At 57.1% G+C, this 22,548-nt stretch carries 18 protein-coding genes and 2 tRNA genes; 12 read left to right on the forward strand and 8 right to left on the reverse strand.

What is annotated here, in order from left to right; all coding sequences use genetic code 11:
• The first annotated feature begins 157 nt into the window (after positions 1 to 157).
• The 3 genes from ABNF92_RS02430 (at position 158) to ABNF92_RS02440 (ending at position 2,841) form a co-directional block, all read left to right on the forward strand.
• A complete protein-coding gene (locus ABNF92_RS02430; RefSeq protein WP_136629691.1) occupies positions 158 to 703 on the forward strand; it encodes a hypothetical protein in 546 nt (181 codons plus the stop codon).
• Positions 703 to 1,890, forward strand: coding sequence for an iron-containing alcohol dehydrogenase (locus ABNF92_RS02435; protein ID WP_069184627.1), 1,188 nt, complete (start codon positions 703 to 705; stop codon positions 1,888 to 1,890). The genes ABNF92_RS02430 and ABNF92_RS02435 overlap by 1 nt, the downstream gene beginning before the upstream one ends.
• Positions 1,891 to 2,058: 168 nt before the next feature.
• On the forward strand, positions 2,059 to 2,841 hold the full coding sequence (locus ABNF92_RS02440) for a transporter substrate-binding domain-containing protein (RefSeq protein WP_069184626.1): 783 nt from the start codon (positions 2,059 to 2,061) through the stop codon (positions 2,839 to 2,841).
• Between the two features lie 28 nt (positions 2,842 to 2,869).
• Here ABNF92_RS02440 and ABNF92_RS02445 read toward each other — a convergent pair whose 3' ends face one another.
• A complete protein-coding gene (locus ABNF92_RS02445; RefSeq protein WP_349343344.1) occupies positions 2,870 to 5,356 on the reverse strand; it encodes an FtsX-like permease family protein in 2,487 nt (828 codons plus the stop codon).
• On the reverse strand, positions 5,356 to 6,075 hold the full coding sequence (locus tag ABNF92_RS02450; protein WP_069184679.1) for an ATP-binding cassette domain-containing protein: 720 nt from the start codon (positions 6,073 to 6,075) through the stop codon (positions 5,356 to 5,358). Before ABNF92_RS02450 ends, ABNF92_RS02445 begins: the two co-directional genes overlap by 1 nt.
• 62 nt (positions 6,076 to 6,137) lie before the next feature.
• Between ABNF92_RS02450 and ABNF92_RS02455 the strand changes: the two genes are divergently transcribed.
• On the forward strand, positions 6,138 to 6,767 hold the full coding sequence (locus ABNF92_RS02455) for an arylesterase (RefSeq protein WP_349343345.1): 630 nt from the start codon (positions 6,138 to 6,140) through the stop codon (positions 6,765 to 6,767).
• Positions 6,768 to 6,774: 7 nt separating this feature from the next.
• Here ABNF92_RS02455 and ABNF92_RS02460 read toward each other — a convergent pair whose 3' ends face one another.
• Positions 6,775 to 7,740 carry an alpha/beta fold hydrolase gene (locus ABNF92_RS02460; protein WP_153634681.1) on the reverse strand — a complete coding sequence of 322 codons (966 nt, stop codon included), beginning with the start codon at positions 7,738 to 7,740 and terminating at the stop codon, positions 6,775 to 6,777.
• 72 nt (positions 7,741 to 7,812) lie between these two features.
• Between ABNF92_RS02460 and ABNF92_RS02465 the strand changes: the two genes are divergently transcribed.
• Positions 7,813 to 7,888, forward strand: a tRNA-Asn gene (locus tag ABNF92_RS02465).
• Positions 7,889 to 7,944: 56 nt separating this feature from the next.
• On the opposite strand, the gene ABNF92_RS02470 is transcribed toward ABNF92_RS02465, so the two are convergent.
• A complete protein-coding gene (locus tag ABNF92_RS02470) occupies positions 7,945 to 9,234 on the reverse strand; it encodes a M18 family aminopeptidase (RefSeq protein WP_291907730.1) in 1,290 nt (429 codons plus the stop codon).
• Between the two features lie 120 nt (positions 9,235 to 9,354).
• On the opposite strand from ABNF92_RS02470, the gene ABNF92_RS02475 reads away from it, so the two are divergent.
• The gene (locus tag ABNF92_RS02475) at positions 9,355 to 9,843 is read left to right on the forward strand and encodes a hypothetical protein (protein ID WP_069184621.1); all 489 of its coding nucleotides are present in this window, start codon (positions 9,355 to 9,357) and stop codon (positions 9,841 to 9,843) included.
• Positions 9,844 to 9,947: 104 nt separating this feature from the next.
• Entirely contained in the window at positions 9,948 to 10,556 is a 609-nt protein-coding gene (locus ABNF92_RS02480; RefSeq protein WP_153634683.1) for an outer membrane beta-barrel protein, read from the forward strand.
• Positions 10,557 to 10,611: 55 nt separating this feature from the next.
• On the opposite strand, the gene rlmKL is transcribed toward ABNF92_RS02480, so the two are convergent.
• The gene (gene rlmKL, locus ABNF92_RS02485; RefSeq protein ID WP_349343346.1) at positions 10,612 to 12,786 is read right to left on the reverse strand and encodes a bifunctional 23S rRNA (guanine(2069)-N(7))-methyltransferase RlmK/23S rRNA (guanine(2445)-N(2))-methyltransferase RlmL; all 2,175 of its coding nucleotides are present in this window, start codon (positions 12,784 to 12,786) and stop codon (positions 10,612 to 10,614) included.
• A 318-nt stretch (positions 12,787 to 13,104) separates the two neighbouring features.
• Between rlmKL and rmf the strand changes: the two genes are divergently transcribed.
• On the forward strand, positions 13,105 to 13,317 hold the full coding sequence (rmf, locus tag ABNF92_RS02490; protein ID WP_069184618.1) for a ribosome modulation factor: 213 nt from the start codon (positions 13,105 to 13,107) through the stop codon (positions 13,315 to 13,317).
• A gap of 172 nt (positions 13,318 to 13,489) precedes the next feature.
• Here rmf and ABNF92_RS02495 read toward each other — a convergent pair whose 3' ends face one another.
• Positions 13,490 to 14,509 carry a quinone-dependent dihydroorotate dehydrogenase gene (locus tag ABNF92_RS02495; protein WP_349343347.1) on the reverse strand — a complete coding sequence of 340 codons (1,020 nt, stop codon included), beginning with the start codon at positions 14,507 to 14,509 and terminating at the stop codon, positions 13,490 to 13,492.
• Between the two features lie 409 nt (positions 14,510 to 14,918).
• On the opposite strand from ABNF92_RS02495, the gene ABNF92_RS02500 reads away from it, so the two are divergent.
• On the forward strand, positions 14,919 to 16,079 hold the full coding sequence (locus tag ABNF92_RS02500) for a cation diffusion facilitator family transporter (RefSeq protein ID WP_349343348.1): 1,161 nt from the start codon (positions 14,919 to 14,921) through the stop codon (positions 16,077 to 16,079).
• A gap of 18 nt (positions 16,080 to 16,097) precedes the next feature.
• Here the strand turns inward: ABNF92_RS02500 and ABNF92_RS02505 are convergent, their stop codons facing one another.
• A complete protein-coding gene (locus tag ABNF92_RS02505) occupies positions 16,098 to 17,597 on the reverse strand; it encodes a RimK family protein (protein WP_069184615.1) in 1,500 nt (499 codons plus the stop codon).
• A 201-nt stretch (positions 17,598 to 17,798) separates the two neighbouring features.
• Between ABNF92_RS02505 and rimI the strand changes: the two genes are divergently transcribed.
• Positions 17,799 to 18,917 (forward strand): ribosomal protein S18-alanine N-acetyltransferase, encoded by a 1,119-nt coding sequence (gene rimI / locus ABNF92_RS02510; RefSeq protein ID WP_069184614.1) that lies wholly within the window; start codon positions 17,799 to 17,801, stop codon positions 18,915 to 18,917.
• On the opposite strand, the gene uvrB is transcribed toward rimI, so the two are convergent.
• Positions 18,918 to 20,978: an excinuclease ABC subunit UvrB gene (gene uvrB, locus ABNF92_RS02515; protein ID WP_349343349.1), complete on the reverse strand. Its 2,061-nt coding sequence runs from the start codon at positions 20,976 to 20,978 to the stop codon at positions 18,918 to 18,920. It lies immediately after the preceding gene.
• 183 nt (positions 20,979 to 21,161) lie between these two features.
• Here uvrB and ABNF92_RS02520 point away from each other — a divergent pair, with 183 nt between their 5' ends.
• Together ABNF92_RS02520 and ABNF92_RS02525 are read left to right on the forward strand one after the other, a co-directional pair.
• Positions 21,162 to 22,346, forward strand: coding sequence for a pyridoxal phosphate-dependent aminotransferase (locus ABNF92_RS02520; RefSeq protein WP_136629374.1), 1,185 nt, complete (start codon positions 21,162 to 21,164; stop codon positions 22,344 to 22,346).
• Positions 22,347 to 22,416: 70 nt separating this feature from the next.
• Positions 22,417 to 22,492: transfer RNA gene (locus ABNF92_RS02525), tRNA-Asn, on the forward strand.
• Positions 22,493 to 22,548: the final 56 nt, after the last annotated feature.

The raw sequence follows: 22,548 nt of genomic DNA on the forward strand, positions 1-22,548 counted from the left end.
TGACTTTAGAAGGCCGGAGTTCCGAGGGGTTCCGGCCTTTTTATTGCCCGGGATCAAGATTGCCGGTCTGACGCACATCTTCTGTCGACGCCTCCATTGACTTTTAGAGCAATAACTCTAAAAATCAGATCACATCAACAATGATTGGATGACGGACATGTTAGCGAAACGTATCCAGCCCATGGTCTTCCAGGCGCGCCGCTTGTATGTGGAACTGATGTTTCAGGTAATGGGGCGGGCACTGCAGGCTGTGAGTGAAGTGGACGAAAAGGTTCAGAATGAAGCCAGGGCCCTGCCTGATGGCTTTCTGTTTGAAATGATGGTGATGCCGGACGGCTCAAAGCTGATCGTGGAGCACACCGGCCAGGGGCGATTCCGCTACCACGGTGACCAGGCACCCCGCCCCGTCGACCTGTCAATTCAGTTCAAGCATATTGCCCATGCGTTTCTGGTGCTGTCTTTCCAGGAGAAAACCTCCGTGGCATTCGCCAATGACCGCATGCTGGTCGATGGCGACATCAGCTATGCGGTGCGCATGACCCGGGTGCTGAACCGGCTTGAGTCATTCATTCTGCCAAAACTGATCGCCGAGCGGGCCGTTAAGGAGTACCCGGCCGATCTGCACCTGCCGGAAAAACTGATCAGTGCTGCACGCATTTACCTGAAAGTTGCAACCAATTTTGTCGAGACAGCGAGAGCGTGATGACCACTAAATATTATGAGTTCTTCTGCCCGGTGAAAGTCATTGCCGGCAAGGCCGCACTTGAACACATTCCCTATGAGCTCACAGGCATGGCTGCGAGACGGCCGATGATCGTAACCGACAAGGGCGTACGGGCTGCGGGTCTGCTGGAACCCGTTATCGCCGCTTGCGAGGAAAGCGGGCTGGAAATCACGTCTATCTATGATGATGTTCCGCCAGACTCCTCCACCACCGTGGTGCGTGATATCGCCGGCATTTACCGTCAGGAAAAGTGCGACTCCATTATCGCCGTCGGCGGCGGTTCGGCGATTGATACCGGCAAGGCCGTCAATATTCTGGTTTCCGAGGGTGGTGACGATATCGCGAAGTACAGCGGTGCCGGCGTGCTCAAGCATCCCCTGAAGCCCTTTTTCGTCGTGCCCACAACGGCCGGTACCGGTTCGGAAGTCACCTCCGTTGCCGTGATCACCGATGAAACCAAGGGCGTCAAGCTGCCCTTCACGTCATCGTTCCTGCTGCCTAACGCGGCGATCATTGATCCGCGCATGACACTTACCCTGCCGCCGCACATCACCGCGGCAACGGCGATGGACGCCATGACCCATGCCACGGAAGCCTTTACCTGCATGGCCAAGAACCCATTGAGCGACGCCTACGCCACCGCGGCGATCAAAAAGATCAGCCACTCCCTGCTCAATGTGATGGACAACCCGAAAGACAGCGACGGCCGGTTGGAGCTGGCCCAGGCGTCGACCATGGCCGGCATTGCCTTTTCAAATTCCATGGTGGGCCTGGTGCACGCATTGGGACACGCAACCGGCGCTATCTGTCACCTACCCCACGGTCTGTGTATGAGTCTTTACCTGCCCTATGTGCTGGAGTACAACCTGGAAACCATCCGGGATCCTCTGGGCGACTTGTTGCTGTATCTGGAAGGCCCAGAAGTGTTCGCAGCAACGCCTGCAAGCCGCCGGGCAGAGGCCAGTATTTCCGCCATTCGCAAACTTCGGGATGCCCTTTACAAGCGGTGCCAGTTGCCACGTACACTGAAGGAAACCGGCAAGGTAACCGAGGATCAGCTGGATCACATCGCCGAAATGGCGCTGGATGATGGCTCCATCATGTTCAACCCGAAGGAAGTGACACTGGAGGACGCCCGCGCGGTTCTGCGACGCGCCTGGGCATAACCGGAAAGCGGGGGCCGCACGCGGCCCCGGCTTTAGCATTTTTCTTAAGATAGAAATCACATCATTGAAAAGGACTGAGCAAAAGAGGACAATTAGCCACTTCTGGCAGGGATGATAGCCGGGTTCATTTTTCACCTACAGCATCGTTTCGTAGAGAGCCCCCTCCGCATGCAAAACCGAGTGTCCTGCCTCACCTCTGCCATTCTCGGCATCCTGCTGGTTGGTCTGACAATACCTTCTTTTTCCGTATCCGCGTCCGAGGAAGTGTCCGGGGAAGAGCGTGTATTCCGTTTCAACATCTCTCCCAACGGCTATCCCCCCTATCTGATCGTTGATCAGAACCAACCCTCAGGAATCATGTGGGATGTCGTGTCCGTGGTTGCCAAACGCCTCGGCTACAGGGTTATTGCTGAAAGGATTCCGCGAAAGCGGGTTGATCAGATGCTGCTTGAGGGTTACATCGACGGCACGCCAAGGGCCCGGGAGTGGGCAGATAATCCGGAGCAGTTCCTGTTTACTGACCCTGTCGTGGACATCGAAGAGGTGTTTTTTGCACCTGCTCAATCGGACTTCTCGTACGAGAGCCCAGACGATCTGGTTTCAAAAACCATTGTTACTCACCTCGGGTACCGGTATCCGCTGCTCGAGCCTTACTTCGAAGAGGGCCGAGTTCGCCGTTTCGATGTTTCCAGGGACAAGGACATGTTCACGTTCGTGCTGCACGGCGACCGATTCGACGCGGCTGTCGCTGATCGGCTGGTCGGAAAATGGATTCTGCGGAACGAGGGCCTCAGGCAGCACTTCGACATAACCAGCAAGGGCATCAGCAATTATGGCTTCCGGCTGATGTTGCGTAAGGACTGGCATTCCTTCGCCAATCAATTCAATGCCGAACTGGCGGAGATGAGAGAGAACGGCGAACTTGACGCCATTCTCGCCAACTACCGATAACCGCTGCCGCCGCTCTACTCCGGGCGCCTTACTCCAGACGCCTTAGCAAAAGCATGGGCGACACGCTCAGAACCGGCCGGAGTTGCCATCGGCCAAACAGGGCCAGAACCAAGGCACTAACCAGCGGGATAGGCAGCACCACATGCCAGTGCCATTGGAACGTGCCCTCGAACATTCTGAACTGAAGTGCCCAGACCGCCGCCTCGGCGGCAACCACTCCCAGCAAGCCTGCAAAGCCTCCCAGCAAAGCGAATTCGAGCATAGTGCTGCGCACTAACAGTTTCTGCCTGCCGCCCAGAGTTCGCAGCAAAGCGCCTTCCCTTTGCCGGTCCTGAAGTGTCGCACTGACCACCGCTGCCATCACCACAAGCGCTGCTGCAAGAATCAGCGCCAGGATGGCTTCGATCGCCTGTGTCACCTGGCGGACAATCTCCTGGATGCGCTCGATCACGTGGTCAATTTCCAGTACCGATACGGTCGGGAACTGGCGCGAAAACTCGTTCAATGCATTCTTGTTGTCCTTCGGAAGATAAAAGCTGGTTATCCAGGTTGCAGGCATGTCTGTCAGACCGCCCTCCGGCGGGAAGGCCATGTAGAAATTGGGCTTCATGCTGTCCCACTGAACCGTGCGGATACTGGTGACAGCTTCCGTTACCTTCTCGGAACCGATGGTAAAGGTCAGCTTGTCGCCCAATGACAGGCCGAGTTGTGCAGCCAGTTCGGCTTCCACCGAGACGCCGTCTTTCTGGTTCTCACCGAACCAGGTACCCTCCACTACCTCGTTGTCTTCCGGCAAAGCCGACATCCAGGTGAGGTTCAGTTCACGGTTAAGCGCGTTTACATTCTCATCCTTACTGACCGTTTCCTTTACCGGCTGTCCATTGAGCTCGGTCAGACGACCGCGAACCATGGGGTAGAGTTTATCCAGGGGCTGGCCACGCTCTTGCCAGAACGCATCAACGTCCTCAACCGCTTCAGGCGCGATATTGATCAGAAAGTGATTGGGCGCGTCATCGGGCAACTGGGCCTGCCAGTCCGACAGTAATGAAGTGCGCACCAGTATCAGCGTGGCGGCAAGCATCAGCGTCATCGCAAACACGGCAATCTGGGACAGACTGGCCCTGCGATGCCGGTAGAGGCCCACCAATGCCAGACGCCAGGCATTACCGCCGCCACGGACCTTGCGCAGTGTGGCCACCAGCAGCCAACCAACCAGCCCAAGGGCGCCAAGCAGCAGGGCAAGGCCACCGAGCAGGGAAACCACGAGGGCCAGTTCGCCGGCGTACATCCAGACCAGTCCGAACACCGCCACAATGGCGATCAAGATATCCGGCAAGGCCTCACGACCTGTTTCACCGGGTTGGCTTCGCAGTACGCGCATGGCCGGCACATTCCGAAGCCGACGCACCGGCGGATAGGCGAAGGCAAACAGAGAGACAAGGGCCGTCAGAAGCGCGGGCACCAGGGCGGAAGGGTCAAGCTGGAAGTCCACCGGGCGCTCCAGTACCTCGCTCAGCATGCGAGTCAGCAACCAGTAAAGCGGCATGGCCACCAGCAGGCCACCGACGATGCCGGTAACGCCCCAGAGTGCCAGACGCCTGAGATACAAGCCGCCAATACCAGCGCCGCTCAGACCGAGGGTCTTCAGTAATGCGACGGTGTCGCGTTGAGACAGGGCGTATTGCCGGCTTGCAACAGCAACCGCCACAGCGGCAAGCAGAACCGCAAGGCTGCCGCCGAGCAGCAGGAATCGCTCGGCACGCTCAAGGGAGCGGGAGAAGGTTTCACCATCGCGCACGCCCTCCCATTCATGGCTCGGCTCCATACGGGGTTGCAGCCATTGATAGTACGACTCCAGAGAGGCTTCGTCACCGGCAAACAGGTAAACATACTCAACCCGGCTGCCCTCCTGAATCACCCCGGTGGCTGAGACATCATCCACATGCATCATTACCCGTGGCGCCAGCGCGGAGAGCCGGAAACCACCATCGGGCTCGCGAATGAGGAGACCTGAGACGGTCAGGTTCAGATTCCCGACTTCCAGGGACTCTCCGATTTCCAGATCCAGCAGTCTGAGCAGGCGCGGGTTGATCCAGACCTCTCCTGGCCCGGGCCCCTGACTAACCAGCTCCCTGGGCCCCGTGGGGTCCCGCTGTATTTCGATATCCCCCCGAAGCGGATATTCGTTGCTGACGGCTTTCACCGACACCAGCTGGAAATTATCAGCGCCCAAAACCATGGTGGAGAATTCCACCATTCGACCGGTTGCCAGCCCCTGATCAGTCGCTTCCTCGAGCCATGAATCGGGAATGGGTCGACCATTTTCCGCTTCCAGCTGCCGATCCGCCGCCAGGAACGAACTGGCTGAGGAAACCAAGGTGCGTTGCAGCTGGCTGGCAAACAGGGCGATGGTAGCAACCGTGGCAACGGCAATGATCAGGGCGGCGAGAACGACACGAACATCCCTTTCCCGCCAGTCCCGGCGGACCGACATGAGCTTGTTTGCAGCCGCCATCAGTGTGCCATCTCCTGAGCAGCGCTCGGTTCGGTAAGAACGCCGGCTTCAATGTGGAACTGCCGATTGCAGCGCGCCGCCAGGTGTTCGTCGTGGGTAACCATTACCAGCGTTGTGCCCTGCTCCCGGTTGAGTGCCATGAGCAGATCGGAAACTGCCTGGCCGGTGCGGTTGTCCAGGTTGCCGGTCGGCTCATCAGCAAACAGAATGAGCGGCTCAGAAGCGAACGCCCGCGCAATCGCTACCCGCTGCTGCTCACCGCCCGACAGCTGTCTTGGAGTGTGGGTCAGACGTTCGCCCAGGCCCACCCGTTCCAGTAGTTCACGTGCTCTTTTTTCCGGAGCGCTCATACCCGCAAGCTCCAGGGGCAACATAACGTTCTCGAGCGCGGTGAGCGCAGGTAAAAGCTGGAAGGACTGAAACACGAACCCAACCCGGTGGGCCCGAAGCTTTGCCCGCTCGTCTTCGCTGAGCTTGCTGATCACCGACCCGTCCAGCTCAACCGTGCCCTCAGTCGGCGTATCGAGGCCGGCTAACAGGCCCAGGAGTGTGGTTTTTCCAGACCCGGAGCGCCCGACAATGGCTACGGACTCTCCCCGATTGATTTCAAGAGTGACCCCTTGCAAGATCGTCAGCGTATCGGTTTCAACACTGACGCGGTGAGTCAGGTTATTTACCCGTAACATTGGGCTCTGGCTATCCGGGTTAATATTGGTCATCTGGTTCACGGAGTCTCCCGATCCTGGGTCCTGAAAACGACTTAAAGGTGTATTGGTTGTCTATGCATACGGCATTGGTGTACGTCAGATCAATTCTTTTTCTTGTGGCTACCCTGTTGGCGCTGCCCGTGGCGGCTAGCCAGAACACGCTTCTGATTATCGGAGACAGCCTCAGTGCCGCCTATGGCGTTCCCTCCGAAACTGCCTGGGTGCAGTTGTTACGTGAGCGCCTGGAAGACAAGGGACTAACGGAATGGGAAGTGGTCAATGCCAGCATCAGCGGAGAGACCACCGATGGCGGCGCTCGTCGTCTGCCCGAACTGCTTGAGGAGAACGAGCCCGAAGTTGTGATCATCGAATTGGGAGGCAACGACGGCCTTCGCGGCTTTCCGCCCAATGTTATCGAATCCAATCTCGCCTCCATGATCGAAAAGGTCCAGGGTTCGGGGGCGCGTGCCGTGCTGGTGGGCATGCAGATACCTCCCAACTACGGACAGCGGTACACAGAAATGTTCGCCGAAATCTACCCGAAGCTGTCAGACCGTTACGACACCGCTCTGGTTCCCTTCTTTCTGGACGGCATCTACAACCAGGACGGACTGATGCAGGACGACGGTATTCATCCTACCGAGGAAGCCCAGGCCAAACTGCTGGACAACGTCTGGCCGGTCATCAAACCGATCCTTCAGTAACTCCGACTCAGTGCAATCCCCGGAGAAACGCCAGGGCCCGGCGCTCTGACCAGTAGAACCCGTCCCTGGCGTGCTCGACAAACCCCACATGACCGCCCCAGCGAGGCGCCTCAAGGCGCACATGGGCACCGAGCTGCCGCCGGGACTCCGGAAAGCACTGCGGCGACAGGAACGGATCATCGGCGGCATTGACCATCAGCGCCGGCACCCGCACATCTCGCATGCGCCCCAGCGCCGAGCACTGCGCCCAGTAATCCCGGGCATTGCGGAAACCGTGCAGTGGTGCCGTGTAGCGATCATCAAACTCATGAAAACTGCGGATCGCGTCAAACCCGGAAACATCGATCAGGTCCGGGAACTTTTCTGCCTTCTCCTGCATTTTCACCTTCAGATCCCGAAGAAAGCGCTGCATGTAGATCTTTCGGCTGGGCAGTGCCAGCATATCGGCACTGCCGGCCAGGTCGCAGGGAACCGAGTAGGCAACGGCGCCGCAGATCCGGCTATCGACTCCCTCACCCTGTTCGCCCAGATAAAGCAGCGTCAGATTGCCCCCCATGCTAAACCCGGAAAGGAACAGGGTGTTGTAGTTACCCGACAAACCGTGATTGACCACCAGGCCGAGATCCTCAGTGGCGCCGCTATGATAGAACCTGGGTTGCCGATTCATAACGCCGCCGCAGGAGCGGAAGTTCCACGCCAGAACATCCCATCCCTCACGCAGCAAGGCTCGGGTTAAACCGAGCACGTAGGGACGCCGGCTATGCCCCTCCAACCCGTGGGACACAATCGCCAGACGGTCGCTGCCCTGCCGGTACCAGTCCAGGTGCAGTTCGTCGTCATCCGGCGTCGCAATCACTTCCGGCTCGGGATCCACCATGGGTACTTTGCGAAACAGCGTGGGCCAGACCGACTGGACGTGACCGTTGCGTAGCCACGGTGGCGGACGATAGTGAAGAGTCCTGCTTTCGTACAATTTTTAGCCTTTCATATCAGGGGGTTGACCCCGTAAATCAAAGCGCTTAATATGCGCGCCACTTGATGCTGTTCCCCGATAGCTCAGTTGGTAGAGCAACGGACTGTTAATCCGTTTGTCGCTGGTTCGAGCCCAGCTCGGGGAGCCACTTATTTCGAAATGCCGCTGCTTCTGATGAATCAGCGGCATTTTTCGTTTCCCGCCCTAGAAAATCTGTTCGCGCTGCATGAATTCGGTCAGCACGCGGAACAGCGTGAAGCCATCCTCGGTTCCGATCAGTTCCCGAATAGAGTGCATACCGAACTGCGGTACACCAATGTCCAGCGTGGTCACTCCCAGATTACCCGCCGTGAGCGGCCCGATGGTACTGCCACAGCCCATGTCACTTCGAACCACAAACGTCTGGTGTGGCAAACCCAGCTCGTCACTGATGTGGCGGTATACGGCCGCCGAGCGACTGTTGGTGGCGTAACGCTGGTTGTGGTTAACCTTGATCACCGGCCCCTGATTGAGAATCGGACCGTGATTTTCGTCGTGTTTATCCATGTAATTGGGGTGAATGCCGTGGGCATTATCCGCCGACACCATCATCGAACGGGCAATGGCCCGAGCCTTGCCGGAGCCGGCCCAACGATCCAGCACCGCCGTGAGGAACGGCCCCTGGGCGCCTTCGGCCGACATACTGCCAACCTCTTCGTGATCATTGCAGACCAACAGAGCGGCCTCATCACCGGAAGCTTTCAGCAAAGACTGAAGGCCGATGTAACAACTCAGCAGGTTGTCCAGCCGAGCGGATGCGATGAAATCATCGCGCAAACCGACAAACGACGCCTCACGGGCATCGTAAAAGCTCAGCTCGTAGCCCAGAACCTTGCGAACACTCAGTTCGGATTCTGTTCTGACCTGTTGTGACAGCAAATCGACAAAGCTGGTCGTGTCACTTTCCGGAACCTGCATCACAACCGGTGGCAGATCGGTCTGGGGATTAACCGTCCGATTGCTGTTGGCTTCGCGGTCGAGGTGGATGGCCAGACTGGGGATAAACGCGATGGGTTTGCGAAAATCCACCAGCGTATCCCGCACCTTGCCGTCCTCGTCCAACACCGTAACCCGACCGGCCAGAGAAAGGTCCCGATCAAACCAGGGGTTGAGCAGAACACCGCCGTAGACCTCGACCCCCAGCTGGAAAAAACCCTTGCGGCGAAGCTCAGGTATGGGCTTGACCTTCAGGCAGGGGCTATCGGTATGGGCACCCACCATACGGATCCCCGAGGTGGCAACGTCTTTGCTGCCGGTGCGGAAGGCAACGATCGAAGAGCCGTTACGGATAACGAAATAGCCCTGGTTTTTGGCCAGTGACCAGTCTTCCCGCTCATCCAGTTCCTGGAACCCGGCCGCACTGAGCCGTTGCTTCATGGTGTCAACTGCGTGCCAGGGTGTGGGAGAGGTGTTCAGAAACTTCAATAAATCTTTGTTAAATTCAGCGTGTTCCATGATGTCCCTGATTAAAAGATAATTGCGCCATCAGTATGGCATGAAGCCGTAAAGCCTCATACTGGTCAACGGACATTCCCTATAACCGGGTCACAAATTAACCAGCACCGGGAGCCCAACGTGCCTGCACCGAGATTTCTCGACATTGAATACTGCCAGACCGACGACGCGCTTTTCCCAACCGCCATGGCCTGGTCGCTGGAAGACGGCCGGATGAAAACCGTGGTGATCGCCCCTTCCGATGACTGGCTCCCCGAAGACGGTGACCTCGGTGATATCGACCTGCTCTACCTGGAAGAACAGGGCGTGCCCCTCATCGAACTGGCCCGGGAACTGCACCAGGACCTGCCAGACCAGACCGTATTCGTGGACGGCCTTGATCCGGACGAGATTCTGGTGGACCTGATCTTCACGGCGGTGGGACAGGAAGCCCCGTTTGAGATCGCACCCATCAGTGAGCTTATTACCGGCCTCGACAGCGAAACCCTGGAAGATCGTCGTCGCCAGTTGCTGTTCGAGGAAAGCCTGGAACCTCAACTGCCCGAAAATGGCGTATATGCCCTGCTGCTAATGGCTCGGGAAGAAGGCCTGTTCGACGAAGACCTTTAACGGTGCAGAACAGACACAGGGAAGTGTGACACGGGTCGACGTAACAAACGGTTACACAAGGCAGAATCAGCCCGTATTCGCCCACGTCAGGAAGCCCGATAACAATGAACAAGGTTGTGCGAACGCCCCTTATCTGCCCACTTGTCCCCGCCCTGTTTCTCGCCTCCCAGGCTGTTCTGGCCCAGGATACTCCTCGAGCAGACAAACACTACATCGGTCTGCTGGCAACCACTTACAACCACCGCACCATCGGTGAAAACACCAAGGAGACGGCCTGGGGCACTGGCGGAACACTGGTGATGGGTGGTCATATAACCGACCTGTTCCACGCCGAGTTGCGGGCCGGCGGCGGCTTTAAAGACGCCGAAGTCCCGAATAGTGACCTCACATTGAGCGTTGACTACTACGCAAGCTGGTATATCGGCCTGCACTATCCGATTACCGACTACGCCAACCTCTACGGACAGTTTGGCTTTTCCTATATCCATGGCGAGGGGGAGATTAGCGACCCGGCGAATGACCGCAACAACCCCTTTCTGGACCTCGAAGGCGAATTTCCAGACAGCGGCTTCAGCGTCAGCTGGATTGCTGGCCTCGACTTCGAAGTAATGGACGACACCTTCCTGGTGTTCGAAGGAGGAAAGCTCTTCGAAGACACCGCCACGGATGTGAATACCTTCCAGTTCTCCGGCGGCCTGCGCTACGAGTTCTAGAATACAGGTCGGATTACGCTTCGCTAATCCGACCTACCGTTCTATTCAATTTCCTTTATGCCTTGTGGCGGATGTGCCAGCACCGGTGGATCCGGGCATTGCGCTGGAAATCCCTGTCCAGGGTATCCCGGGTAACTTCGGAAACCTCGAACTCGCTTTCCAGTGCCTCGTCGAGCTTGAATCGCCGGAAATTATTGGAAAAGATCAGCAATCCATCAGAGCTCAGCCTCGCCATGGCCTGCCTCACCAGCGTGGGATGATCCTTCTGGATATCCAGAACGCCCGCCATTCGGGCGGAGTTCGAAAATGTGGGCGGATCCATGAAGATCAGATCAAACCGTTGGTCCGCCGTTTTTCGGTCCGCAAGCCAGGCCAGGCAATCCGCCTGCTCTACCCGATGTTTCCGGGGATCCGCACCGTTCAGGGCCAGATTCTCCTCGGCCCATCCGACATAGGTTTTTGACATATCAAGGCTGAGAGAGCGGCTGGCGCCTCCTACCACGGCATGCACCGTGGCCGCCCCGGTATAGCAGAACAGATTCAGAAACCGCTGGTTTGCGGCGTGTTGCTGAATCCAGTGCCGCACCGGCCGATGATCCAGAAACAGACCGGTGTCCAGGTAATCCTTCAGGTTCACCTTCAGCACACAGCCATGTTCGTGAACCTTGAAAAACTCGCCACTGGCAGCCTGCTTTTCATACTGGCTGGTGCCCGTCTGGCGCTGGCGCTGCTTGCACACCATGTCTTCCCGGTCCACGCCGAGCGCTTCGGGAATCACTGCAAGAGCTTCGGCCAGACGTTCACGGGCGGAACGTTCGTCCACCGATTTCGGGGCCGCGTACTCCTGCACGTGTATCCGGCCCTCATAGATATCGATTGCCAGAGCGAACTCCGGCATGTCGGCATCGTAAAGACGATAGCAACCAATGCCCTGCTTTCTCGCCCACTGGCCGATGGTCTTCATATTTTTCTTGAGCCGGTTACGAAGCATGGCCGCACGTTCCTCGTTAGCAATACGAGGAGTAATCTCACCGGGGATATCGGGGCCCCGCGGGGTCATGGCGCTGGCGTCATTGATTTCGAACAACAGCAACTGAGCGGGCAGTTTGCCGTTGAAAAGCCGGTATTGCTTGTAGCTTCGCAAACCGATGGACTTGCCGTATTCCGGGGCACCGGTAAACACACCAAGCCGCCAGCCGGGTACGCTGCGTTTCACTGCAGCGCCCAGCGCCTGGTACAGGGCGCCCAGTTCCCTGCGCTCACTCAAGCGCTCACCGTATGGGGGATTGGTCAACACCAACCCATGTTTGGACCAGCCGCCCTCCGGTTCCAGGGCGTCAACCGATCGAGCTTCAACGTGGACAATACTCTCAAGCCCGGCCCGCTGGATATTCTTCCAGGCCGTCGCAATGACCCGACTGTCCTGGTCAAAGCCCGCCAGCCTGGGGATTCGTTTCTGTTTACCCTCATGGGCGCGACGTTCTGCTTCCTGGCGCAAGGACAACCAGAGCTCCGGCTGATGGCCCGGCCATTTCTCGAAACCAAACCGCTCCTGTTTGCGCCCGGGCGCCATATCCAGCGCCATCATCGCGGCTTCAATAACAAGCGTGCCGGACCCACACATCGGGTCCAGAAAATCGCCGCCGGTCGAGGCAATCTCTGGCCAGCCCGCACGCATCAGTAATGCCGCCGCCAGGTTTTCTTTAAGTGGTGCTATGCCTTTATCTGTCCGGTAGCCGCGCATATGGAGGCTATGGCCGCTTAGGTCGACTCCCAGTGACAGGCGCCCCCGATTCAGTCGAGCGGAGATAATGACATCGGGATTCTTGGCATCCACGGAAGGCCTCGGGCCTCCATTGGCCTGGAACCGGTCAACAATGCCGTCTTTTACCCGCTGTGCTCCGTATTGCGTATTCCGGATTGCCTCGTTCTGACCGAGAAAAGTGACCCGGAAGCTTCCATTCACCGGGATATGCTGCTGCCAGTCCATGTGCACAACACCGTCATAAAGCTCGTCGCCACTGTTGGCATTCACTTCGTCGACATGGAGGATCACCCGGTTGGCCAGGCGCGACCAGAGGCACGCGCGGTAGCCACCTTCCAGAGAACCTTCTACCCAGACTCCCGCCGGCGCGTTGCGCACGGTGTCCAGGCCAAAAGTGCTGAGCTCGTCCGCCAGAAGGTATTCCACCCCCTTCGGGCAGGTTACGAAAAATACAGATTTGGACAAGTTCAACTCCTGGTGTATCAGCGGCGACTGGTAAGTTTCCGGAATACTGGCTGTTCCGAAATTGGTGGTGATTTTTTAGTTCACATAACTATAAAAAAAGCGTCACATAGATGAAATAATTAGTGTACATCCGCGCAAGGTTCGACTTACCTTGTAATTGACGCGTCGTTCCGGAAGGTAACAAACCTTCCGTTAACAGGATCCTGACTGCTCTGGCTTGAGCTGACAATAGTGGGTTATCCCGGAGCGGGTAACAGTTGTCGCAGCCACTGCAGGTGTGTACACGCTTGTTCTGTTAATCCATCAGTGAGGAACGGCATGAAAAGACAGAAAAGAGACATGTACGCTCGTGCATACAAGCGGGGTTATCTCGCTGGCGTGTCCGGTAAATCCAAAGACAGCTGCCCGATTGAACAGGCGGAAGTTCGCCAGGAATGGCTGAACGGGTGGCGAGAAGGCCGCACAGATCAATGGGAGGGCATGACCGGCGTATCCGGCATCCACAAACTGGCTAACGTTACGACGGCTTGACGGCTGAACTAACCCCGAATCTTAATCTGATCTTTTTCTACACAACTTGACGCAGTATCCAGAGTAACCCAAATGGGGCCTCCCGCCCCATACCATGCGAAGAAGCGCTACGGGGTTCATTCCCCGCTCGGGCCCGCTAAGCGGGCCCACCTTCGTTCTGGGACACCGACAATCACTGTACCTGCCTGATCGCCTCAACGGCTTCTTTTATCAGCTGAGGCCCACGGTAAATAAACCCTGTGTAAATTTGTACAAGTTTGGCTCCGGCCCGGACTTTCTCTGCTGCGCTCTCGCCGTCGGTAATGCCGCCCACGCCAATAATCGGCAACGACTCCCCCAACTCCGCGTAAAGTCCCTTTATGACCCTCAGAGACGCTTCCCGAACCGGCACTCCGCTCAGCCCCCCGGCCTCATTGGCATAAGGATGACCCGCCACCGCATCACGACTGACCGTTGTATTGGTGGCAATCACGCCGTCCAGCCCCGTCTCTCGCAGCGCAGATGCCACAAAACGGATACCGTCATCGTCCATGTCCGGAGCAATCTTTACGGCTACAGGCACATAACGCCCATGTTCTTTTTCACACTTCAGTTGCTCGTCCTTGATGGCTTCCAGAAGCCCTTTCAGAGAGTCCCCAAACTGCAGATCCCGTAGCCCTGGCGTATTGGGCGAGGACACATTCACCGTAATGTAATCGGCGCGGGTGTAGACAGCCGAAATCCCCTTTCGGTAGTCCGATTCAGATTGATCGTTGGGCGTATCCTTGTTTTTGCCAACATTGATTCCCAACACCCCGCGGTACCGGCGATTGTCCACGCGCGCCAGCAAGTGGTCCAACCCTTCGTTATTGAAACCCATGCGATTAATGATGGCCTGATGTTCCGGCAGTCGAAACATTCTCGGTTTGGGATTTCCGGGCTGCGCCAGTGGCGTGACTGTTCCCACTTCAATGAATCCGAAGCCCAGGGCTCCCAGTGCATCAAGATGATCGGCGTTCTTATCAAGACCTGCGGCGAGCCCGACAGGGTTCGGAAAATCCAGCCCCATAACATTCACTGGCAATGAATCTATTTTTCGCGAAAAAACGTTCAAAACGCCCATTCGTTGCGCAAGATCCAGACCATTCAATGCAATATTGTGAGCCTGCTCAGCCGGAAGACGGAAAAGCAGGTTGCGGAAAACGCCGTACATCTGAAAAAACTCCCCTGATCCAAGTGGGCGGAGTATACCGGAAGTTTTCCACAGCTTCCCGGGATAGAGAAAAATCAGCTCTAAATGACTGTATCATGGCAGTCTCATGACCTTTTCCACGGAATCTGTGGATAACCCTGTTGAAAATCGAGGGGCAACGGTTCCCATCCCTTGATAACTGCGCCAGCCTACAGATTGATCATTTTTTGACCAGTTAAATTTAACTTTATTTTCAATAGGTTATAAATTTTTTTCTTGCCTGTCGACAAATACTAAACAAAATGTTACCCGGTCACCGTTCTGCAATGATGTGCATAAATCACTTGAAATTCGGCTTTCGGGCCGGTACTGCCACACACTCCAAGAATAACGTTATACTGGCACCTGTTTTCGGATCAGGAGTTCTGCAATGCAAGAGCCGATTTCCTCCGCTCAACAGAACCGGGACAGTCTTGCGGGCGAAATGAGGGCGGCTTCAAGGGTCACCATTATTGGAATGATTCTCGATGCCGTACTCGGTGTCATTAAAGTCATTGCAGGTGCTCTTTTTCATTCCCAGGCACTGCTGGTCGATGGCATTCACTCCTTTACCGACGTTGCCTCGGATCTGGTTGTCCTCGGTGTCATGAAAGTTTCCCGCCAGGAACCGGATGAAGATCACCCCTACGGTCACCAGCGAATCGAGACCTTCGGCACCCTGGTCCTTGGTAGTATTCTGATCGCGGTAGGCGCTGCCCTGGCCTGGGAAAACACGCTTCGTCTGATCGAAGGCAACGTGGATACCGTTCCCGGATGGCCGGTACTGGTAGCGGCGGCCGTGTCTGTGGCCGGGAAGGAGTGGATCTTCCGATACACTCGCCACGTAGGCCTGAAAATTCGCTCGGATCTGATTATTGCCAACGCCTGGCACAGCAGAACCGATGCGTTTTCCTCAATCGTCGTTCTGGTTTCGACCGCAGGTGCCATGCTGGGCGTGATCTGGCTCGATGTGTTTGCCGCAGTGGTGATTGCCGGAATCATTATCCACATTGGCTGGAAGTTCACCTGGGACAGCGTAAAAGAGCTTGTGGATACCGGTCTTTCTCACGAAGACACAGAGATGCTCAAGAGCATTGCCCGCGACACAGACGGCGTGCGCAACGTCCACGAACTTCGTAGCCGTCGCATGGGCCATGACATCCTGCTGGATATTCACCTGGTGGTCCGCCCGGAAATCAGCGTTTCAGAGGGACATCAGATCGGTATGCAGGTAGTCTCGGGCATGCGAGACGCCCTGGACAACATTCGGGACATCAATTTCCACATCGACGCTGAAAACGACGAAGACCAGCCGCTGACCTCTGAGCGCCTGCCTTCCCGAGAAGACATCCGGGCTGTACTGGCCCGGCATATTGGTGAACTTCCACACCACAGTCGCCTGCGGCTGCACTACCTGAAGAACAAGGTGCACCTGGAACTGTTTCTCGACGAGTACGAGGAAAAAACCCTGTTCTCCTCCGCAAACATCAGGGATCAGCTTCGGGATTACCCCTGGTTTGGCAGTGTCCGGGTTTGGGTGGCCGGCCCCTGAAGACGCCGGCCAAACCCTTTACCTCCGCCGGTTCTCCTCCATCCTGGAGAGAAACTCCTGCATGATCAGGGTATAGAGTTCGCCCCCGAGGAAGCGATCCTCGACACCGGCATCAATGCTCGGATTGTCGTTGACTTCAATCACGGCAACCCGGTTTCCGGATTGTTTAATATCCACACCGTACAGCCCGTTACCAATCAGCTTGGTGGCATTCAGGGCCGCCTGAATCACATTTCTCGGCACCTCGTAAGTGGGCATGGTCTCGAAGCCACCGCTTTCACTCTCGGATTCACCGTGTTGGTAGATCTGCCAGTGGCCTTTCACCATCATGTATTTGCAGGCGTAGATAGCCCGACCACCTAGCACACCAATGCGCCAGTCGTAATCGGTGTACAGATATTCCTGGGCCAGCACCAGGGCCGACTGCTTGAACAGGTCCTTTAGACCGGCTCGCAAGGTCTTCTCATCCTCCGCCTTGGTAACGCCCCGGGAAAATGCGCCATCCGGAATCTTGATGACCACGGGAAAGCCCAGCTCGCTGATGACTTGTTCAACCGCGTTCTTCTGGTCTTTGGACAGGATCAGCGTCTTGGGTGTGGGAACCTTGTTGTTTTTCAGAAGATCCGCAAGAAACACTTTGTTGGTGCACTTCAGGATCGATACAGGATCATCAATAACTACCATACCCTCCGCCGCTGCCTTGCGGGCAAAACGGTAGGTATGGTGGTCAATGGCGGTGGTTTCCCGGATGAACAGACCATCGTATTCCGGAAGGCGCATGTAATCCCTGCGGGTGATCTGCTCAACATTGATACCCAGCTTGCGACCGGCCTTTTCGAATCGCTTCAGGGCAACCTTGTCGCTCGGCGGCATTTCCTCATCGGGATTGACCAGAACCGCCAGGTCGTAGCGGTAACGTCGACGGGTTCGGGGCTTACGCCACACCATGCTGCTGAAACGATCCAGGGCGGCGGCAAATACGTCCTGCTCCTGTTCGCCGAGGTCCGCCGGGGCCGCCGGTTTCATGGACTCGATCTGCCACTGCTTGCGGCGCTTGAAGACAACCTCGAGAATCGGGCACGGAAAACGCTCGAACAGGGCCCTGGCAACCGGTTTGAGATCCGGATGCTCAGCCTGGCCAAAGTACGTCCGGATCCGGACTTCATGAGTAGCTGCGCGCTCATCACTGGCGGGATCAATTGCCGAACCCGACGCCTCCAGCCAGTTGATAACGCTCTCATCAAGCTCTTCCAGCTCGAGAGAAAACAACCCTTTCCTACCCAGGTCATTAAGCGTCATTACCGAAGGCACCACGTGGTGGCCACGGGCTTCCGCCAGCAATGAGCAATAATACCCCTTGCTCAGGTACCGGGCGCTCTGGCACAGGTTAATGACTCTTACCCGGCTGGACGGCGGTGCCGAGAACTGGAGATACTGATCAAACGTCAGTACATCTTCACTGGGGTAATAAGGCGCCCAGTCTTTGGCGCGGTCCACTACGATAAGCAAACGGGACATTAAAGGCATTCCTCCCTGAAAGGTCTTGCCTGTGATATTTGACGCAACGATACGCCGGTGATGATCGGTGCACAATCGACGAATAATGCGTGCTTTTACGCATCCTTACAGTCTTTGCGTTACCCTTGCTCTCACCCATAATAGCCGAATACGGGAAGCCCACCAGCATGCCCTCCAAGCTCTTCTCAAGGCCGCATCTCAATGCCTGATTTCCAGCTACGACAAGCCACCAGCAAGGATCTCAACGCCCTGGTTGAGCTTGAAAACCGGTGTTTCACAGAGGACCGACTTTCCAGGCGCAGCTTTCGCCGTTTCCTGGAGATGCCGAGGGACCGCTTGATAATCGCCGAAGCCGATGGCGAACTGGTGGGCTATTGCCTGGTTCTGATGAGCGCTGCTACCCGGCTGGCGCGGATCTATTCCATCGCGGTGTCACCGACTGTTCGGGGCCGGGGTGTGGGTGAGAAACTGGTGCGTGAGGCGGAATCCGAAGCGGTGGACGCTGGCCGTATCATCATGCGCCTGGAAGTCCGTGAAGATAACAAGGGCGCGATCGCTCTCTACAATCGGCTGGGCTACCGCCAGTTTGGCACCTATCGGGATTACTATGAGGACCATGGCGACGCCCTGCGCTTTGAGCGCCGGATTCTGTTCTATGAGCCTTCAAGGGAATTTCCGGCTGTCCCCTACTACCCACAGACCACGGATTTTTCCTGTGGCCCCGCCGCACTGATCATGGCCATGGCCGCCCTGGATGAGCAGCAACCGCTCACAACCCTGGAGGAGCTCAGACTCTGGCGGGAGGCGACCACCATATTCATGCTGGCCGGCCATGGTGGCTGCGGCCCTCATGGATTGGCACTGGCTGCCTGGAACCGGGGCTTTGAAGCCAGCGCGTGGATCAGTATGGAAGGTGCGCTGTTCAAGGACACCGTCAGAAGCGAGGACAAGAAACGCGTTCTGGAACTGGTCCATGAGGGGTTTCTTCATGACATCGGCCAGACCGACATCCAGCTGCACCATGATCCCCTGACCCTCGAAGCCATGGAGGAAGCCCTCCACGAAGGGCGAGTTCCGGTCATCCTGATCAGCACCTGGCAGTTGAACCGCAGCCGCGTTCCCCACTGGGTGACGGTGTGCGCGATTGATGACCAGTTTGTGTACCTGCACGATCCGGAAATCGACGCCGAGGCGGGCGAAACAGTGGTCGACAAACAATACCTGCCGGTCGACCGAAGGGTGTTCAGCCAGATCTCCCGCTATGGCAGGAACCAGCCCTTGCAGGCCGCAGTCATCGTGGGGCCAAAGCGGCCGGCCTGATCATGCGGTCCGAAGGGCCGCCTCCTTCAGCTCGGCAATCTCGTCCCGAAGACGGGCCGCCGTCTCGAAATCCAGCTCGGACGCGGCTTTGTACATTTCGTCCTCCAGCCGCGATACTTCTTTGAGAACTTCCTCCGGCGACCGGTTTCCGGTTTTCGCCCTGTATTGCTCTGCCTCTTCCGCCGCTTTCTGTCCCGGGCGCTCGGCCTTGCGACGGCCTCGACCACCGCCACCTGCACCTTCCATGATGTCCGCAATCTTCTTGTTCAGGCCCTGGGGCGTGATGCCGAATTCGTCATTGTGGGCCTGCTGTTTCGCCCGCCGGCGCTCGGTTTCATCAATGGCTCTTTGCATGGAACCCGTGATTCGGTCGCCGTAGAGAATGGCTTTACCGTGAACATTCCGCGCGGCACGGCCAATGGTCTGTATCAATGAACGTTCCGACCGCAGGAACCCTTCCTTGTCAGCGTCGAGGATGGCCACCAAAGACACCTCGGGCATGTCCAGACCTTCCCGCAACAGGTTGATCCCAACCAGCACATCGAATTCACCTCGCCGCAAATCCCGGATGATTTCCACCCTTTCCACGGTATCGATGTCCGAATGCAGGTAGCGAACCTTGATATCCTGCTCCATCAGGAAGTCGGTCAGATCCTCCGCCATGCGCTTGGTCAGCGTTGTCACCAGAACCCGTTCCTTAACTTTCACCCGGGCATTAATCTCGGAAAGCAGGTCGTCCACCTGGGTAGAGGCCGGGCGCACCTCGATTTCCGGATCTAGCAGGCCGGTGGGTCGAACCACCTGCTCCACTACCTGCCCGGCGTGCTCGGCCTCGTAGTTCGCCGGCGTAGCCGATACGAAAATCATCTGCGGCGCAATCCGCTCCCACTCTTCAAATTTCATGGGCCGGTTATCCAGCGCCGATGGCAGGCGGAATCCATACTCCACCAGCGTTTCCTTGCGGGAACGGTCACCTTTGTACATGGCGCCGATCTGGGGAATGGTTACGTGGGACTCGTCCACCACCAGCAAAGCGTTGGGCGGCAGGTAATCAAACAGTGTCGGCGGTGCCTCACCGGGCCGGCGACCGGATAGATAGCGCGAGTAGTTCTCGATGCCGTTGCAGTAGCCCAATTCCAGCATCATTTCGATATCGTACCGGGTTCTTTCTTCCAGTCGCTGGGCTTCCACCAGGCGGTTGTTGTCCCGCAACTGCTGCAGCCGCTCATCCAGCTCCACCTTGATATGCTCAACCGCATCCAACACCGTCTGTCGGGGCGTCACATAATGCGATTTCGGATAGATAGTTACCCGGGGCACACGGCGAAGAACCTCGCCAGTCAGAGGGTCGAAATAGCTGAGATTCTCCACCTCATCATCGAACAGCTCTATGCGGATCGCCTCTTTCTCGGATTCCGCCGGAAACACATCGATCACATCGCCTCGAACACGGTAATTGGCCCGGTGGAACTCAACGTCATTCCGTGTGTACTGAAGCTCGGCCAGGCGCCGCAAAATAAACCGCTGGTCAATCTGATCGCCCCGATCCAGATGCAGCATCATCTTCAGGTAGGATTGGGGGTCACCCAGACCGTAGATGGAAGAAACCGTTGCCACGATGATGGCGTCCGGTCTTTCCAACAACGCCTTGGTGGCAGACAGACGCATCTGTTCGATGTGCTCGTTGATGGACGCGTCTTTTTCGATAAACGTGTCCGACGAGGGCACGTAGGCCTCGGGCTGGTAGTAGTCGTAGTAGGAGACGAAATACTCCACGGCGTTGTCCGGAAAGAATTCCTTGAACTCACCGTAAAGTTGGGCTGCCAGCGTCTTGTTGTGGGCCATGATGATCGTTGGCCGTTGAACCTCCTGAACCACATTGGCGATAGTGAACGTTTTACCGGAGCCGGTTACCCCCAGCAGGGTCTGGTGTGCGAGACCGGAGTGAATGCCATCCACCAGCCCCTCGATCGCCTTGGGTTGATCGCCGGCTGGCTGGAACGGTGAATCTACTTTGAACACACCTTCCCTGGCGGAAACGTTTGCCTGATTACTGGCCATAACTGGCGAAAACCTCCGGTAAAACCGAGGCAGGGGCGTTATGGTCCCTACCATTAGAGAAATTTAGCGATACACTGGCTTCATGATACCATCAGTGCGATCGACGGCTGGGCAGAAATCAGCCAGCAGCTCTGGCACCCGGCGGTCGCAGCCCTATCAGACGCAGCTTTAAGGAGCGCAAGTTTGGACCTTCAACTTTCCAGCCGAGTACAGGCTATCAAGCCCTCTCCCACCCTCGCAGTCACCAACAAGGCCGCGGAACTCCGCGCAGCAGGCCAGGACATTATCGGCCTGGGTGCCGGCGAGCCGGACTTCGACACACCTGATCACATCAAACAGGCAGCCATTGAAGCCATCAACAACGGCCAGACCAAGTACACCGCCGTGGATGGTACGCCCGCCCTGAAAAAAGCGATTATTGCGAAGTTCAAACGGGACAACGGCCTGGATTACGAAGCCAACCAGATACTGGTAAGCAGTGGTGGCAAACAGAGCTTTTTCAACCTCGCACTTGCCACATTGAACCCCGGTGACGAAGCCATCATCCCGGCCCCCTACTGGGTTTCCTACCCGGACATGGTACTGGTTGCCGAGGGCAAACCGGTCATCATCGAAACCGGCGCCGAGACACGCTTCAAGATCACTCCGGAACAGCTGGAAAACGCCATCACCGAGCGTACCCGCCTGTTCGTGATCAACAGCCCCTCCAACCCGAGCGGCATGGCATACACCCTGGAAGAGCTGCAGGCCATCGGCGAGGTGCTGAAGAAACACCCGAACATCATGATCGCCACGGACGACATGTACGAGCCGATCCTCTGGACCGGCAAGCCGTTCTGCAACATCCTGAACGCCACGCCTGAGCTGTATGACCGCACGTTCGTGCTGAACGGCGTTTCCAAAGCCTACTCCATGACGGGATGGCGTATCGGCTACGCCGCTGGCCCGGCGAAAATCATCGGCGCCATGAAGAAGATCCAGTCACAGAGCACCTCCAACCCCGCCTCCATCTCCCAGGCAGCGGCACAGGCTGCGCTGGACGGTGATCAGGCCTGCGTGGGCGAGATGGTCAAGGCATTCAAGGAACGCCACGACTGGCTGGTAGAGGCCCTGAACAAGCTCCCGGGCGTTGAGTGCCTGAATGGCGACGGAACCTTCTATGTGTTCCCCAGCTTCCAGGGCGCCATCGATGCCGACTCCAGCGTCAGCACCGACGTTGAGTTTGCCGAGAAACTGCTGACCGACGCCGGCGTGGCACTGGTTCCTGGCTCAGCCTTCGGCTGCCCGGGCCACATGCGACTGAGCTTCGCCACCAGCATGGACAATCTGGAAAAGGCCATTGAGCGCCTGCAGAAAGCGCTCGGCTAAAAAGTTCTGGCCAGGGGTTGACGGGGCGGTATAGCCAACTTAATATACGCGCCTCGTCACACGACGACGTTCCCCGATAGCTCAGTTGGTAGAGCAACGGACTGTTAATCCGTTTGTCGCTGGTTCGAGCCCAGCTCGGGGAGCCACTATTCTGAAAACCCGCTAATTCTTTGAGTTAGCGGGTTTTTTATTGCCCCACTTT

This window comes from Marinobacter sp. MMG032 (assembly GCF_040112695.1).
Taxonomy (GTDB): domain Bacteria; phylum Pseudomonadota; class Gammaproteobacteria; order Pseudomonadales; family Oleiphilaceae; genus Marinobacter; species Marinobacter salsuginis.